This window comes from Chryseobacterium rhizoplanae (assembly GCF_900182655.1).
Classification (GTDB): Bacteria; Bacteroidota; Bacteroidia; order Flavobacteriales; family Weeksellaceae; genus Chryseobacterium; species Chryseobacterium rhizoplanae.
This window is the reverse complement of the sequence record NZ_FXTC01000014.1, coordinates 104,854-122,675: the sequence shown is the minus strand read 5'-3', so window position 1 is coordinate 122,675 and position 17,822 is coordinate 104,854. Positions and strand designations below refer to the sequence as shown.

Sequence of the window (17,822 nt, the reverse complement as noted above, 5' to 3'; positions counted from 1 at the left end):
GTAAAATTTATAATAGCACAGATATAACCTTAATTAAAATGCTTCGACTCTGCTCAGCATGACACTGCGAATACTAACTGCTAAAAAAATCTTAAACTTCATCCTGGCAACTTACTTCCTTTAAGAGCTCTCGTAAAGAAGTTTGGATTCCAGCTGACACAATGGGAACAGAGATTTATACTCACTAACCACCTTCTATAGAAATCAGGAATATGAAAATTCAACACCAATGTTCCTTTTCTACATAGAAACCCAAAACTAGAAACCCAATAACCCGAACAACGGTACCCCCTAGCCCTGATAGGAATGGTTACCCCGCAGCCTGGGTTGGAGAGCAGATGGGTTTGCGCGTGGGAAAGTATCGGCGCGAGGAGTAGGAATGGATAGCAGGATGAAGCTCCTAATTAAGTTTGAAGGTGTAAAAGTTTGAGAAAACCTTAATGTTATTATGTAGAGGAAAAGTATACCACTCTTTTTTAATAGTAAAGTTAAAAGAAGCGCTTGATTACTATTCTATATATATAGTATCCCAATAGACATCCTATAGTATCTGCTACGATATCTAATGTTTCCATCGATCTGCCTAGTCCCATTTCTTCCTGAAGAATTTCGGTAAGGAATGCATAGATAAGGATGATCTGAAAAAAGTATGAGAATTTTATTTTAGGAAAAGCAGCAATGAAAAAGAAACCTAAGGCTGCGAATATACTTAAATGTAAAATTTTATCAATCCCGCTGAACATAAACCAATATTCATGATTTTCTTCTCCGGGCTTGAGAAGCATATAAGTAAGAAATGCCCAATAAATGGGCAATATCTTACTAAATATTTTTGAAATCTTATCCAATGATAGCTTTGTAATCATCTGCAGAAAGTAACTCAGACTGATCTGCCCCATCAGCAATTTCCAATTTGATAATCCATCCGTCTCCATAAGGATCTGTATTTAACAGTTCAGGCTGAGCTTCCAATTCTGAATTGAACTCAATAACCTTTCCAGCAATAGGTAAGAATAGATCTGAAACCGTCTTTACTGCTTCTACACTTCCGAAAACATCTCCTCCATTAAGATCATCATCTACAGTATCGATGTCTACGTATACGATGTCTCCAAGTTCTCCCTGAGCGAAGTCTGTAATACCGATTGTAGCAACGTTACCTTCGATCTTGATCCATTCGTGATCTTTGGTGTACTTTAATTCTGATGGTGTGTTCATTTTTTAATTTTTATTTTGTACAAATGTATTCAAAAATATAGTAGCTTCAAATATTGGATATAAAAAAAGTCCTTCAAAACTGAAGGACTTTTAAGTTTGTATCATTTTTAGAATCCGCCTCCGGAATCTCCGAATGTAAATGTGGCAGAAATACCTGCTCTCACTGTAGACAGCGGGAATGCTGTAGAGATCTTGTACTTTGAGGTCATCTGTTCATAGAATACTCTCAGATTCAGATTCTCAGAAACGTTATAATCTGCGGAAAGTTTGATGTTCATCAGTCTTTGTCCTCCTGTTACCTGGGCATCATTTAGCAGTATATTCATAATGGAAGTCTTGCTGTCTCTTAATGAAATATCACCTCTGATGTTAAGGTCACTTCCTTTTCCTCTTGTTCCTCTACCTCTGATGTTGGCTGTTCCCAATCTGAAGTTTCTGACAATATATCCAAGTCTTACAACATATTCTGTGTTGGCATCTTCGGTAAGCGTCTGGTTTACCAATCCCAGTACCATCATTCTTGTTTTATTGTATTGTATCCCGAACTGCATATTGTTTCTCATGGTAACATCTACTCCAATAAGTGGTGAAAAAGATTCTACGTATCCTACCTGTGCGAATGTATATGGATTGATCTTGTCGCCATCGTTTTTGATTACATTTCCTGCACCATCTACTGTCTGGTAGTATCCATCCGGGTTACCGTGATAATCTACATTGCTTTGGATACCTGTTGCTGTATAGGTTGCTGTATAACCATGTAAGATATCAAACTTGGTGAACTGCCCACTGATTATAGGGATATTTTTTAATCCCGAGTACGTAATTCTCCAGTTTGGTAACGGGAATCCTGTTTTTTTAGGATTAGTCATTGGGGTTACAGATTTCCCTTCCATAGCTGCTCTAAAGGCTGGGATCAATACATAGGCATTTCCAATGCTGTAATGCTTCGCAAATCCATCGTTATCCAATACTGCTCCCGGACCTCCCAATTGTTGTGAAAGTGCTCTTGCATTTTCTCTAATCGCCTGGTAAACCGCCTGCCCATCTTTAAATGATGTATTAAGTAGTACTGCCGAGTTGGAATAAGTTATCATTTCGCTGGCAAATGTAAAGTCAGGATCCGCAACGCCGTTGTTTGTATAATTAAATCCTGTATGTGAAAAATTACTGTTGTAATTGTGCAATACACTAAGGTCAATTCTTAAATCATTCATCGGCATCATCTGCAAGTCTGCTTTCAATTCTTTGGTCGACATTCTTACATATGGGTCGGTCATATAATTGGAACCACTTACCCAGCCGTTTTCCATTACTGTTCTTCTGATATCAGCCTGAGATCCTAAAAGGAATCCTAGTGTTGGCCCACCCAATGTCTGTCCGTATCCATAAAAGTTTGGAGCTGATATTAGGCCCGGAAGTACTGTTCCATTCGTTTCGTTATAACTTACATTTAACTGTTTGAAAGAAGTAAGGAAGAATGCTGCACTTTGAAGTGGAGTAAGCTTATTCTTAAATTTATATTTCTTATATCTGTATCTGTTTTTTTCCCATTGTTTTGTATACACATTATTCAGAGAGTCCATCTCCTGTCTGCGCTTCTGTAGTTTTGCATTGATGTTTTTAAAGTAATTAAACTGATTAAAGAATTTAGGAAGATCCGCTGAAGCCGTTGCCTGAATAACATTGGTATTCTGTCCTACAGATCCCAAACTTGCAGTCTGGTTTGTATTAGGATCTACAAATCCAGTCAATGAAGTAGATCTTGCCGCCCAGTTATAAGTAAATCCGTATCCTACTTCTGCATCAATGAAATCCAGGTAAGGTAGATACTGGAACGGAAGTTTATAATTCAGCTGTGCTCTGTGGTTATACAATACCGGTCTACCTGCTCTGAATACATTTCCGAAAATCGATTTGCTGTCCATCGAATTTACATCCAGATTGTCATTCAGCGTTCTGGTTGCTGAATTGATTTCCAGTTTTAATGATTTTGTGAAATTGAATCCTAACCCATACTGCCATCCAAAGAAGAAGTTTCTGTTTCTGATGGCATCAAAGTCACTATTCATATTTCCGTTCAGGATTGCTTCCACGTTTCTGAACTCAAGTTCGTTGTAATTTCTGTCGATTTCAGTTCTGAAAGATATTCTTGTAGGAATCGGATTAAAATTGAATTCTTTAACCCATCTCAGATACTTTGTAGATTTTGCGGTATCACTGATCATTTTATTGAAAGGCTTGATCACCCACGGCTTAAATGTGTAGTTATAATCAACATATCCTCTCAGGTACTGTCTGTAATTTCTCTTGGTATAAATATCCCTGAAATAGTCATCGTTATAAACAGCCGTTACCGAAACGTTTTCAATGTCATAGAACTTAGGCTTTTTATTCGGATTTACTCTCTCCTTATGCATATTCACGACTCCTATACTTCTTTGCTGAGTATAGGTTCTCGCCACTTTTTTCAATTGCTCTCTGTTTGGTGCCTTACTGAATTCTACGTCGGTATCCAGAGGATTGTATTTCGGATCTTCAATAGTCTGTGAGTAAGAATAGTTTAAAGGAATCTTCACCCCTGTTTTTTCAGGAAGGAATTTATCTACATTGATCGCTGTATTAATACTGAATGCTGATTGAGTAGACTGAGTTCTTTCCGCAGGTTTTGAATCTATATTTCCGAAACCGACAGATGTATAGGAAGCATTGGCGTTAACTGTTGCCAAATCTCCCATATTAAAGTTCAAGCTGGCATTTCCTGCATATCCTCCATCATTCTCAATTTCAGAAAGGCGGATTTCATTTACCCAAAGAATCCTCGTTATGGTAGAGTTTGTTCTTGGATCTGCATTTCTTACCCCAATCATAATAGTGGTAATATTTCCTAAACTTGGCCTACCTTTAATATAAATATTTTTATACGGTTCCTGATAGACAAGATCCATTGTTCTATTCGTGATTGCAACACCTGATTTGTCTCTTCTGATCTTAGCATCTACAAAGTTCTGAACATCAAAATCAACTTCATTTTCAATTGGCCAGATTTCCATAGGAGCTGTAGAAGTTGTAGAAGTAAGCTTCATTGTAGATTCATATTCATAATAGTTATCAGTGGCATCACTTCCAAAACGAATAAAGAATTTTGTCTTAGGATCATACGTTCCTACATTTAAATCTCTATTTTCTGGATCATGAGCATGCACAAAAAGCTTCAGCTTTTTATATCTTCTCATATCCAATGTTGTATTTTTGAACACACCTCTTGCCTCAGTTTTAAGTTCTTTCACTTTCATGTAAAGCGAGGCTTCATTCTGTCTCTGAGCTCCTGCATTTCCACTCAACACCTGTCTGTCGATTCCCGGAGGCAATACGTATGGGGGCTGGTTTAATGCATTTTCTTCAATATTTACACTTCCTATTTCAAAATTAGGATCTGTCACTGTTCCTGTTCCTTCTTCTGGATTAGTAACATTTAAACTTGCAATTTTACTTGTATACTTTCTCCAGTCTGATCTTACAAGATCCATTGTTCCGAATCTTAAAGTAGAAGTCTGATCAAAACCTGCCAGCATCAATCTTGCAAACCTTACATTGTTCAATACTGATGGATCTGCAGTTCCTTCGGCTGGATCATAATTAGCAACAGGAATTCTGAACAGGTACCATTTTACATCTGCAGACTGACCGTTCTGGAAACTTGCTTTTACTGTTTTTACATCTACAATATTATTTGATCCAAGTGACAAACTTGGCTGGTCAAGTTTTATAACATACTGATTATAATTTTCAGTCTGATCAAGGTTATAATCTTTATTGATATCTTCTGCATCCGGAGTTTGTGAAGCTACGTTCAGAGAGTTTGCTTCCGAGTTTCCTTCCGGGTTTCTGAAATACTTGTATCGTTCCACCACTGAAGCAGCCTGGCTTCCTGTAAATTTATCAGAAAGATAGAATACAAAGTCATCCACTGCAGGGTCAGCAATATTGGTTACCGGGTTTACAAAGGTATTCCCAAATCTCATTGCTTCCTGATCAGAAGTAAGACCGTCATATCCGGCATCCTGCACTTTTCTATCATCTCCTTCCGTAGAGAATGCATAAAGAATCGGAGGTTGTTTTGGCTGTATTCCCCAGTTTGAATTTGTGGTAGAAGATGGTGTACCAGGAGTTGGCAATCCGTTTTCATACTGCATTTTTCCATCCTTCAATACATCCTCAGAAACGTTTCCTAAGTGAAGTAATAGTTTTGGATCAGTACCCAATGTTTTACCATCTGCGTATGGGTCCATCATCCAGAATTCCACATATTCAATGTTTGAAGTAACAAAGTTTGGAACGCTGATTGACCTCATGATCCCTGCCCATCTGCTTTGTGCCTGTTCTGTTACCGGGTTTACGTTGTATGGTCCCTTTTCTTTAGGGAAATAAGAGATATCGAAAGTATTGGTGAAAGTTTGTTCACCCGCTACAAAATCTCTGTTGTTATAAATCTCAGAATATTGTACTCTTCTGGAAGCGTGGTTGGATACAGACTGCGGTGTAATTCCTGCAGGTGCTTTTCCTCCAACACCCCAGAATCTCGGGTCGATATTATACCATGTTAATAGTCCTCTTCCATATCCACTTGTTATGTCGTCATTTCCTGGTACTGTATTAAATGGCGGTAATTTATTTTTTTCCGGTTTTGAAGCTAAGCTCCATGCTGCCGGTTCTTTTAATGATATTTTGGAAGTTGTCTGTTCAAAATCGTCAATGTATGACTGATTATTTGTTCCCTTATTTAATCCAGGGATCAGATACGCAGCTTCCATCTTGAAGTTCAAGTTGGATGGTGCTTCAGTTTTTACCATCGGAAGTTTATTGGTAAGCCTTGTCAGATAAGGAGCCTGATTGTTGTACATCAAGTTGATCCCTGCCATGGTATTGTTTACCGCTTCCTGTCCGAAGTTTACTTTCTGGGTAAGCGGCGACTCTGAATAGTTGATCACCGTTCCTCCTAAAATAAAGTTCTCACTGAATCTTCTTTCTAAATTTAATCCTAAGAATCTTTTTCTTTGGGTATTAAATGTCAATTGGTTTTCCAGTGAAATATTGATAGCCTGCCCAGACTGTTTTACATTTTCATTGATGATAGTAACCGTACCAAGCATATAATCTACCGTATAGTCTACTCCTTCTGTAAGCTGTACTCCATTTGCTGCTACTTTTACTGATCCTTGAGGAACGTTTACTGCTCCTAAAGATATACCCTGCCCCTGAACACCTTTATAACGGCCTTCCATTGTATACCGCTGTGCAAGGTTACTGGCGGACGCTTGTTGTTTTTGTTTGGTATAAAGATCCTGGAAAACGTATTGAGGATCAAATGTACCTCCTAAAACCTTTTGCATGTAGCTACCAAAAGGCTGTACTTTCGTAAAGATTATTCTTCCGGTTTCCGGTCTGATAGTAATCCCATTGACAAAGTCAAAAATACCATCTCCTTTGCTTCCGTCTTTATTATTCTGGATGTCTCCGTTCATGTTAAGACGGTCCCAGTTAAATAATTTCAGTAAATTCTGATCTTTTACAGGAGTATCCGGAAGATAGTTTACTTTACCTCCTGTTTTCGGGTCTCTGTAGTATGCGTTAAGGATAAATCCATCTTGTGCCACCTGTCCTGCATCTATCGAATAAATATTCTTCATCATCAGGTCCCACATCGGAGATTGAGTGTTCACTTTATTGTTTACTCTCAATACTTTAGTAACCAGCACAGGACTTTCTTCAGAAAATTCCCCTACTTTGTATACTTTGTTACTACCGTTAACGGTATAGGAGTAGGAAACTGCTAAAAGCTGCTGGTCATTAAGCTTTTGATTTAATGAGATATAACCTAATTGCGGCTGAAAGGTAAATTCGTTAGCATTCAGCTTTCTCGCTTTTGTATTGTATATAAACTGTTCTCCGTTGTCATAAGGAGTTGGATCTCCCGGAAGCACTTGCCCCTGGAAAATAGTCCCATAATTTTTCCCGGCTTCTCTGGTTCCGGCTACTGTTGAAACTTTATCATATAATCCGTTCAGAGAGTTATCCGGTAAAGTAATTCCTCCTGCTGCTTCTCCCAGGTCTCTGATCCCGATAATACTTTTCTGATAAGCCAGGTTACTGTTCCCCTGATCCAGTACCCATACCTCTAATCTGGTAATATTGATGGTTGAGTTGATCTGCGGGTAATTAAGCAAGGCATCATCATACTTGTTAAAGAAATAATGTCCTAAAAAGTAGTGCTGATTTTCTTCATAGTCAATAGCGTTGACTTTAAAGTTATTCATAACACCACCACCCTGTACTACAATATTACGGGCCTCTCCCTGTTGTTGGGAAAGGACAACGGTTCCAAAAGTTTTTCCAAGCTGGAATTCTGTTTTCACCCCAAACAGTGATTGTGAACCCCGGATCAGACTGGTTGAAAGCGGCATATTCACGTTACCAAATTCAACTCTTTTGATGATTTTATCTTCTCCTCCTTCGTTAGGTTTATCTACATTTCCAAGGCCTTTGCTTTGAAGATCTTTCCAGCTTCCTTTTGCCTGCCAAACGAGATTCATTCGGTTTTCAAAGGCAAAACCACTTTGGGTATCATAATTAGCTTTCAGCTGAAGATTTTCACCTACTTTACCCAATAATCCCAACTGAATTCTCTGATCAATATCAAAAGTAAAACTGGTCCTGTTTTGTGGCAGGATCATCGGGTTATCTATTTTCTGGTAAAGTCCTGCAAAATCCAGGGATGCATATCCTGAAGGAATGATTTCAATTTTATTACCTCCGAAAATCGTTTCAAAGAGCCTGTTATTAATCAACAATGAAGGGATAAGTCCCTTCTTCCTTGCATCTGATCTGTCTTTTCTGAAAAGGAGATTGTATTTATCAGATTTCTCCTTATAGTAGGCTTTAGTCTGGGTAGCGAGCATATATTCTTTATACTCTTCCGGAGACATGGCTGTAGGAGGACCTGTTATGGTATTTCCGATTTTGGGATACACATAGTACATCCCGGTTTTTATATCGTAATAGGCTTCGTACCTCGTAGGGTCAGCCACTTCGTATTTTTTTCTTATGATCGCCGTATCTTTCTGTACCTGCGCAAAAGCACTGACAGACATACACAGGAACGACAGGAACAAAAATATGTTAAGATGCTTAATATTCGCCACCAAATGTTAAATGTTTTTTAAGATTTGTTTAACCAATTCTTCTACTGAGATGCTTGGATTTTGTTTTATAATTTTATCTGCAATCTTCTCGCTCGCTCGTTTAGGAATCCCTAAAACTTCTAATGCAGATAACGATTCTTCCTTAATTTTATTATCCACCATCACAGAAATATTCGCGTTCGGATCACTGTATTTCTGTACTTTATCTTTAAGATCTACGATAATTCTTTCAGCAGTTTTTGCACCGATTCCTTTAGCTTTTTGAATCAATGCACTGTTTCCGGAAAGGATTGCAGAAGCGATCTCATCAAGGCTCAATGTGGACAGCAGAATCAATGCTGAAACAGCACCCACTCCATTAACGCTTATTAACAGATTGAACATTTCTTTTTCTGAACGTGTGTTAAATCCGAAGAGAAGATGGGCATCTTCACGGATGATCTGCTGGATAAATAGAAAAGTCGGCTGATTCAAAACCAGCGTCTGTGAGGTCATCAAACTGATTCCCACGTAGTAACCAACTCCTTGTACATTGATGACAGCGTAGGTAGGCGTAAGTTCTTGAACGTTGCCTTGTAAAGAAAATATCATTATTAATTTTTAAAACTCCCAAATATAGCAATTTAAACTAATTAATGTTTTCATTTAACGTGCGAATGATTTTTAACTTAAATTTCAAATAAGAATTCAATGAATTAACATAAAAGCAAAAGACTCCAAAATATGGAGTCTTTTATTATCTCAACACGGTTAATCACGATCTCAATTTTTAGATTGATTTCTTTTCTCTTCTTTGAGCATCAAGAACGGCAATCGTAGCAAGGTTTACAATTTCATCTACGCTTGAACGCATCTGAAGAACGTGTACCGGCTGTTTAAGTCCCATCAGGATAGGCCCGATAACCTGTGCTACTTTCATTCCTCTTATAATTTTGTAAGAAAGGTTCGCACTTTCCAGATTCGGGAAGATGAAAGTGTTGGCCGGAGTTGTTCCTAATTTTGAGAATGGATAATCGCTCAGGTGATCAGCATTCATTGCAAAATCCGGCTGAATCTCACCGTCTACAACCATTTTAGGATATTTCTCATGCAGGATGCTCACTGCTTTAGCTACTTTTTTGGAAGTTTCAGAAATGGCAGCGAAGTTTTCAAATCCAAGCATCGCAATTCTTGGTTCTATAGCAAAAGACTTCACCGTAAATTCTGCCATTTTAGCAATATTTACAAGATCTTCTGAGGTAGGATTCTGATTGATGGAAGTATCTGCGAAGAAAATAGGTTTCTTTTCAGACAGAATCATCATCATTGCTGCTACTTTATCTACTCCTTTATCTTTTTCAATAACTTCTAAAACAGGACGTAAAACTGAAGTATAGTTTTTAGAGAATCCTACGATAAGACCATCTGTATCACCGTGTCTCAACATCAAAGGTCCGAAATAATCTCTCTGACGAACGTATCTCTTCGCTTTGTACTCGTTCATTCCTTTTCTCTGACGAAGTTTCCAAAGGGTTTCTCTGTATTTTTTTCTGTTTTCTTTCTGATCGTCATCGCTTGGATCAATGATTGGAACATCCAGTGTAATTCCGTAACGCTCCATCTGCTCCTTGATGTATTTTTTATCCCCTAAAAGACTTGGGAACGCAATCCCTTCTTCATAAAGGATCTGAGCTGCTTTTAAAACATTATATTCTTCAGCATTTCCAAGAGTGATTCTTTTCGGATTGGATTTGGCACGGCTCTGCATCATTCTTACCAGTCTCTCATCTCTTCCCATTCTGTCTAAAAGCTGGTGCTCATATTCTTCGAAATCCGTAATGGTTTTTCTTGCAACCCCACTTTCAATGGCTGCTTTTGCTACAGCACTTGACACTTTTGTGATCAGTCTGTTATCAAACGGCTTCGGAATGAAGTAATCTCTTCCGAACTGCAGGTTCTGAACGTTGTATGCTAAAATTACAGCTTCCGGTACCGGTTCTTTTGCTAAATCTGCAATCGCGTGTACGGCAGCCAGTTTCATTTCTTCATTAATTCCTGTAGACTGTACATCCAATGCACCACGGAAGATATAAGGAAATCCTAATACGTTGTTTACCTGGTTAGGATAATCACTTCTTCCTGTTGCCATGATTACATCTTTACGCGTTTCAATGGCAAGATCATAAGCAATTTCCGGATCAGGGTTAGCCAATGCAAATACGATAGGATTTTCGTTCATGCTTAACAACATTTCCGGGGTCATTACATTTCCTTTAGATAATCCAACGAAAACATCAGATCCTTTTACAGCGTCTTCTAATGTTTCAATATCTGTCTGAGCAATGAAATCTAATTTTTCTGGAGTAAGGTTTTCTCTTTTATGATTGATAACCCCCTTACTGTCACACATCAGGACGTTTTCTTTTTTCAGTCCCAATGAAATATAAAGCTTAGTACATGCAATAGCTGCTGCACCTGCTCCATTGACTACCATTTTCACTTTATCAATATCTTTATTGGCAATCTGCAGAGAGTTGATTAGTGCTGCTGCTGAGATAATTGCGGTTCCGTGCTGGTCGTCGTGCATCAAAGGAATATTCAATTCCTCTTTCAGCCTTTGTTCTATATAAAAAGCTTCAGGAGCTTTAATATCTTCAAGGTTGATTCCTCCGAAAGTAGGAGCAATTCCTTTTACAATTTCGATAAATTTGTCCGGATCTTTCTCGTCGATCTCAATATCAAATACGTTGATATCTGCAAAGATCTTGAACAAAAGTCCTTTCCCTTCCATTACCGGTTTTGAAGCTTCAGCACCGATATCTCCCAGTCCAAGTACGGCAGTACCGTTAGAAATTACTGCTACCAGGTTTCCTTTTCCTGTGTAATCATAAACAGTTTCCGGCTTATCATGAATTTCCATACAAGGAACAGCTACTCCCGGAGAATAGGCCAATGATAAGTCTCTTTGGGAAGAGTGCGGCTTTGAAGGGATTACTTCAATTTTTCCTTTGGGTTCTGCTTTATGATAATCCAGCGCTGCCTGGCTAAAGTTCTTTTCGTCACGATTGTTGTTACTTGACATAAAATTTTGTTTTTTGTTAAAGTATGTATTTAATGTGGTAATCTACTAAGCTTTCAATTGGTTTCTGAACTACATGTCCCACATTTAAATTAAGTTCTGTAGCTACAGAACGTAGTATATTTTCATAATAATAAGCAATAGAGCCTATGAAATTGATCTCGGCGTCTCTTGCTTCCTCATAAGGTAGAACCTGATATTCAAAGAAATTTTTCATTTCTTCAAACACCATATCCCTGAAATAAGGATGATCTTTTCTTTCGATTACAAATTTGGTAAAGTTTGCCAAATATGCATTTGGTCTTGGGGTATGATACATATTTTTCAATGCATCTTCTACGGTAAGCTGATAGTTGGCTTCAAATTCTGTATGAAGGTCTGAAGGCAGTTTTTTCATGAAATATCTGCGTACCAATTGCTTTCCGATAGCACTTCCGCTTCCTTCGTCCCCGATCAGGAATCCCAGAGAAGGTAATTCTATCTTCAGATTGTCACCGTCAAAAAAACAGGAATTTGATCCTGTGCCAAGAATGCACACGATAGCAGGTTTTCCGCTGTATGCTGCATAAGCTGCAGCCATCAGATCTTCCTTCACAATAATTTCCGCTTTTCCAAAAACTTTTGCCAGTTCTTCTTCTATAGTTTCACAGTTTTTTTTCACACCGCATCCGGAACCATAAAAAAAGACCTTAGTAATTGAATTTTTAACCGATATCAGATTGCTATTTTTCTGTATTTCAGGAGCGATAAGTTCTCTGTTGATAAAATTCGGATTGAAACCGATTGTTTCTGTTTTCAGAAAAACTTTCTTAAAGTCATCAAGTATTACCCAATCCGTTTTAGTAGAACCACTATCTACAATAGCAACCATATTTTAGATTTTAATTTAAGGATGCTAAATTAGGAATTTATCTTCAATTAGCGTTTATAAACAACCTGGAAGCTGTCTAAAATCATTAATGTTTAATCTGTGTTTTTTTTTCGTTGAATTGTAACAGCCAATCTTCTATTTCATCTTCCAGATAGGAAGTCTGTAGTACCATAGCATTGATAAAATCATCAGGCACCGGTTCTCCTTTGGAGTTTTCAAGATTCCACAATTCATCTGACATATTTTCATATTCTGAATACACTCTTTTGAAGCGGGAATTTTCTTTCTCAAGAGCCTCAATATTTTTCTGTTGAAGCTGGAATTTTCTGTATTTGTTTTGACTTTTCATACAAATATTATTAATAATTGGGTCATAAAATGTAGGGGTATATGCGCTTAATCGTGCACTACAAGATAGAAAAAACCATCAACACAAGAAGTTGAAAATGAATTTATTATCAGGTCATTATTACATCATTCTGAATATTAAAATTAGAAATAATTTTAATTAAAAAAAATATTTTAACAACTTTTTTCAGTGTTTAACATATAGTTATAAATTTGCATACTCATATTGTGAAGTTTAACATTATTGGCATTCTAAAACGGTTATTAACAACCAGGATACACTAAAGGCTTTATATTCTGAGATATAAATCATTTCAGTCTATATACAATATGTATTTATATATTTAGTTTTTATATTCATTACATGAAAGAAATACTCTTACGCCAGAAACAGGTTCTGTTCTTCATCATTGCAGGAGGACTGAGTGCTATTGTAGAAATAGGCAGCTTTAAGATTTTCAGCACCTATCTTCCACATTTCTTTGCAAAAGAAATCAACTTCCATGGTGTACATTATCCTTTAAGCAACATTTTTTCTACGAGCTGCGGGATTATTACCAATTATTTCCTGAGTATCTGGTTTGTATTTGAAAGAGGAAAACACTCAAAGAAAAAAGAGTTTGTTTATTTTATGGTGGTCTCTTTCTTTTCAACATTACTCAGCCTAGGTTTTTTCCAGATCTTTTACAGTTTTATATTTAAAGATAATATCAATTTATTTTTTTATACCTTGAGCCCGGAAATGATCAGTAAAATTGCAGCAATATTGCTGGTTTCCATTCTGAATTATTCGATAAAGAAGAAAGTAATTTTTAACGGTTAGGCTGTGACAAAAATTTTAAATTATCTCTGGAGATTCTGGCTGCTGCTGTTGGCATTTTTTCTGACAGTTACTATCGGGATCCCTGTCTATATTTTATCTTTTAACAAAAAGCATTATAAGTACGCTTATAAACTTGTGAGGATGTGGTGTTTCGGGATGTTCTACGGTATGGGTTTCCGATATGACCTCATTAAACTTTCAGAACAGGAGAAAGATAAAAGCATACCTTATGTTTTTATCTCCAATCATACATCCATCATGGATATAATGCTTACCTGCATTGTATTTCCCGATCATCCGATATGTTTTGTAGGGAAGAAAGAACTGGTAAAAATTCCTATTTTCGGAACCATTTATAAGAGGATATGTGTCATGGTAGACAGAACGAGTGCCAAAAGCCGTGCTGATGTATACCGCAGATGCGCTGAAAAGATGGAGGAAGGCAACAGTATTGCCATTTTTCCTGAAGGCGGTGTACCGGACGACACTTCTATCATCCTTGATGATTTTAAGGACGGAGCGTTTATGCTGTCCTCAAAACATAACTCTCCTATTGCTGTTTATACCTTTATCGGACTCAAGGAAATGTTCCCTTTTGAAAACTCAAAAGGCTATCCCGGAAGAGTAAAGGTGTATTTCAACGGAATCATTGAGCCTACCGATTCGCCAAAAGACTCAAAGGCAAAGGCTTACGAAGAAATAAAAAAAACCTTAATCAGGTATTCCGTTGAAAGGAAATAGTTATATTTGTTTGTGAAATCTATAATAAATATGTCAAATTATTCTAAACAAACCAATTGGGCCCAATTCATTCCATTGGTTACTGTATTCTTCTTTTGGGGATTTGTAGCAGCCAGTAATGATATTCTGATCCCTGTTTTTCAAAAAGCCTTCAATCTATCCCAAACTGAAAGTATGCTGGTACAGATATGCTTTTATGTAGCGTATACTGTAGGCTCTTTAATTTATATGATTGTGTCAAAGAGCCTGAAACAGGATTTGATCAATAAAATAGGGTATAAAAACGGCCTTATTGTGGGACTTCTGATTTCCGCATTGGGAACCTTATTATTTTACCCGGCTGCCAATATGCATTCTTTCCCTCTAATGATCTCCGGATTATTTATTGTAGGTTTAGGATTCTCTCTTCAACAGATTGTTGCCAACCCGCTTGCTATTGAAGTAGGTCCTACAGAAACAGGATCTCAGAGGTTAACAATGGCTGGGGGAATCAATAATTTAGGAACTACAATAGGACCGCTTATTGTTGCATTTGCCATTTTTGGTTCTGCAAGTGCAGGCAACACGGAAGCGAGTATAGAAAGTGTAAAAACTCCTTATCTGATATTAGGAGCAGCTTTTGCTCTTGTAGCTTTAATGCTTAAATTTTCTTCTCTTCCTGCTGTAACTCCAACGAATACTGAAAATACAGACGATTCAGTTCCGGGTGAGCACAGAAAATCAGCATTTCAATATCCTCAATTGGTGATGGGAATGATTGCGATCTTCGTGTATGTAGGAGTAGAGGTTTCCACGGCCAGTAATCTTCCGGCTTATATGGAAAAAAACTTAGGATTTGAAACCAAAGATGTAGCTCCTTATATTTCTTTATACTGGGCATCATTGATGATCGGCCGTTGGACAGGTGCTATAGAAGCATTTGATGTGAATGCCGGATTCAAAAAGGTCTTAAGGTTCTTAGCTCCTTATCTTGCATTTGGCGTATTTTTACTTGTGAATGCTATTGCAAAGCATGATCTGTCTCCATTCTATGTATACGGATTCATTATTATTGCAATGATTATTTGTGATATCTTAAGTAAAGGAAATCCGGCAAGAATGCTTTTGATCTTCTCATTGGCTGGGATTACCGCTCTATTGATAGGAATGTTCACTACGGGAATGGTATCTGTGTATGCATTTACCAGTGTAGGTCTTTTCTGCTCTACGTTATGGCCTTGTATTTTCGCATTAGCAATCAACGGACTTGGAAAGCATACTAACCAGGGTTCAGGATTACTTATTATGATGATTATGGGTGGAGGTATCGTCAGCATTATACAGGGGTATATTGCAGATATTACGAATATTCATTTCAGTTATATCGTAGGGGTTATTTGTTTTGCTTATCTTGCATTCTATGCGATCCGTGTGAGTGGGATTCTAAAAGCCCAGGGCATTGATCTTGATAAAATATCTAAAGGCAATGGTCATTAATATAACGAAAACAATATATAAAAAGAAAAGGTTTTGGGCAGGTGTATTACTTGCCCAATTTCTTTTGTTTTATGTCTGCTCAAAATCCGGGGTGATGATCTCGTTTTTTGAAAACTTTTTTGAACTTCAAAAAGAAACGCACCAGGCATTGTTCAGCTGGATTCCATTTTCTATGGGAGATCTTATATATATTGTACTGGGTGCTTTTCTTCTATATTATTTCATCCTGCTGTTCAGAAAGCATCGGAGACATGATTCTATGCTCAGGATTCTGATCATCATTAATATTTTTTACTTTATCTATCAGATCTTTTGGGGAATGCTGTATTTCCAGACTCCTGTTATTAAGAAACTTTCCAGCCAGAAAGAGCCGGATATGGAAAAAGCCAAGAAACTGGCTCTTGCTTATCTCGAAAAATGCAAAGCAACCAGGCAGGCAGTCCGTGAAGATAACAAAGGCGTGTTCATCATTACGAATCTTATTTCTATACAAAAGGAAATCCTGCATCAACAGGCAAAATTACCTTCTTATATTTCCAATAAAAAGGCACCTCAGATTTTGGATATTAAACCCAGCTTATTCAAAAATGTAATGAGTTTTACTGGTATTTTGGGATATTACAATCCTTTTACTGCTGAAGCTCAGTATAACGCTGAATTACCTTCTACATTCATCCCTTTCACAACCGCTCATGAAAGTTCCCATCAGCTTGGTTTTGCCAGAGAACAGGAGGCTAATTTTGTGGGGTATTTAATAGGAGTTCATTCCAGTAATAAGGAATTAAGATATAGTACTGAGTTTTTCACTTTAAAAAGCCTTTTAAGATTCATTGTGGAGGAAGATCCGGAGTTCGTCAAGAAGGTTCTTCATCAATACTCTCCTGCCATGAAAAGAGACCGGCTGTATGAAAAAAGCTTTGTGCTAAGCCATCAGGGTTGGCTGGATGACTTTTTTGGATACACCAATAATCTCTTTCTGAAAAGCAATCAGCAGGAAGGCTCTGTCACCTATTCTTACTTTATAGATCTTCTCTTAAACTATGAAAAATAAATAAAAAAAGAATCGTATCAGGCGATACGATTCTAAAAACACAAATGATGAAAAAAAATTTATTACCTTGACTTGTTCCCTCATTCAAGGCGATGTAAAAGTACGACATATTTTATAAATACAAAAACATTTACATCCTTTTTTAAAACTTTATGAAAACTTTATGATTTTTTAAGTTTTTTTGAGTTTACACTACATCATTACAAATCGCAATCAATACTATTATTTGATATGAAAAACACCATTTAAGCCCGTATAGCCTATTAAATCACCATAGAATCAAACATTTGTTTAAATAAAAAATATTCGGTTTTTACCCTGTTTTTACCGTTTTAAAAATTGGAGTTATCTGCTATATTTGATGGTATATTTCTACTATTTATATTCAAAAATTTCAAGATATTTTGATCAGAAAATAATAGACTTATTGTTTCAATTTTTCCATTTTTTTAAACAGGAATTTTCAGATAACGTGAGAAAGGTATAAACTCCCCTGCAAAAAATCAACAGGAAAACATAAAAAAGATCCTTTGTATATATTCTTTAAAGGCACAATATTACATTTTTTAGCTTTTTATAATATTTCACACACCCAACACCAAAACACTACAAATCAACACACTACTTTAAAAATCCAATTTTAATCCGGCAAATAAAGAACCCAAAATTTGTCAATTCCGACATACTTTTCTTGGATTATGAAGCCTACAGACGCATCTTTGCTCCAGGTAAAAACACAATACACTTTGTTACAAAAGCAAGGCTCCATTGTTTCCCGCAGGTAAAATTTTATGTAAAACTATATCCATGAAAACTTTAAAATACCTGCCTGCGGGAGCTGGACCTTACCTCAAAAATAATTCATCTGAAAATTCATTATTCCCAGCTAAAACTCTTTGCTTTAAATTCTATGAATAAATTTTACTCTAAAGCAGTGATAAGCCATAAAATTTTATGAGAATATCATATCTCAGGATAAAATTTGGAACTCAAATTTTGTGAAATAAAATATTGAAAGTCAAATCAAATCTACC

The 17,822-nt window shown here is 36.9% G+C and carries 11 protein-coding genes; 4 read left to right on the top strand and 7 right to left on the bottom strand.

Annotated features, from left to right (window positions below; translation table 11 throughout):
- Nucleotides 1-488: 488 nt before the first annotated feature.
- The 7 genes from FN817_RS21770 to FN817_RS21740 all read right to left on the bottom strand — a co-directional run bounded on the left by FN817_RS21770 (nt 489) and on the right by FN817_RS21740 (nt 12,698).
- Nucleotides 489-785 (bottom strand): VanZ family protein, encoded by a 297-nt coding sequence (locus tag FN817_RS21770; RefSeq protein ID WP_317129990.1) that lies wholly within the window; start codon nt 783-785, stop codon nt 489-491.
- Nucleotides 786-840: 55 nt separating this feature from the next.
- The gene (gene gcvH, locus FN817_RS21765; protein WP_047373847.1) at nt 841-1,218 is read right to left on the bottom strand and encodes a glycine cleavage system protein GcvH; all 378 of its coding nucleotides are present in this window, start codon (nt 1,216-1,218) and stop codon (nt 841-843) included.
- Nucleotides 1,219-1,325: 107 nt separating this feature from the next.
- Nucleotides 1,326-8,369 (bottom strand): T9SS outer membrane translocon Sov/SprA, encoded by a 7,044-nt coding sequence (gene sov / locus FN817_RS21760; RefSeq protein WP_142719752.1) that lies wholly within the window; start codon nt 8,367-8,369, stop codon nt 1,326-1,328.
- A gap of 57 nt (nt 8,370-8,426) precedes the next feature.
- Nucleotides 8,427-9,011 (bottom strand): Holliday junction branch migration protein RuvA, encoded by a 585-nt coding sequence (gene ruvA, locus FN817_RS21755; protein WP_047420113.1) that lies wholly within the window; start codon nt 9,009-9,011, stop codon nt 8,427-8,429.
- 178 nt (nt 9,012-9,189) lie between these two features.
- Nucleotides 9,190-11,481, bottom strand: a complete 2,292-nt coding sequence (locus FN817_RS21750) for an NADP-dependent malic enzyme (RefSeq protein WP_047420115.1) — start codon at nt 11,479-11,481, stop codon at nt 9,190-9,192.
- Between the two features lie 16 nt (nt 11,482-11,497).
- Complete coding sequence (locus FN817_RS21745) at nt 11,498-12,349, bottom strand: BadF/BadG/BcrA/BcrD ATPase family protein (protein WP_142719747.1); 852 nt, start codon at nt 12,347-12,349, stop codon at nt 11,498-11,500.
- An 85-nt stretch (nt 12,350-12,434) separates the two neighbouring features.
- Entirely contained in the window at nt 12,435-12,698 is a 264-nt protein-coding gene (locus FN817_RS21740) for a hypothetical protein (RefSeq protein WP_047373857.1), read from the bottom strand.
- Nucleotides 12,699-13,061: 363 nt separating this feature from the next.
- Between FN817_RS21740 and FN817_RS21735 the strand changes: the two genes are divergently transcribed.
- Genes FN817_RS21735 through FN817_RS21720 form a run of 4 tightly spaced genes read left to right on the top strand, consistent with a single transcriptional unit; the run spans nt 13,062 to nt 16,788 of the window.
- Nucleotides 13,062-13,520 (top strand): GtrA family protein, encoded by a 459-nt coding sequence (locus FN817_RS21735; protein WP_142719746.1) that lies wholly within the window; start codon nt 13,062-13,064, stop codon nt 13,518-13,520.
- A gap of 3 nt (nt 13,521-13,523) precedes the next feature.
- Nucleotides 13,524-14,261 carry a lysophospholipid acyltransferase family protein gene (locus FN817_RS21730; protein WP_142719745.1) on the top strand — a complete coding sequence of 246 codons (738 nt, stop codon included), beginning with the start codon at nt 13,524-13,526 and terminating at the stop codon, nt 14,259-14,261.
- 30 nt (nt 14,262-14,291) lie between these two features.
- Nucleotides 14,292-15,737 (top strand): MFS transporter, encoded by a 1,446-nt coding sequence (locus FN817_RS21725; protein WP_142719744.1) that lies wholly within the window; start codon nt 14,292-14,294, stop codon nt 15,735-15,737.
- The gene (locus tag FN817_RS21720; RefSeq protein ID WP_142719743.1) at nt 15,727-16,788 is read left to right on the top strand and encodes a DUF3810 domain-containing protein; all 1,062 of its coding nucleotides are present in this window, start codon (nt 15,727-15,729) and stop codon (nt 16,786-16,788) included. Before FN817_RS21725 ends, FN817_RS21720 begins: the two co-directional genes overlap by 11 nt.
- Nucleotides 16,789-17,822 lie beyond the last annotated feature (1,034 nt).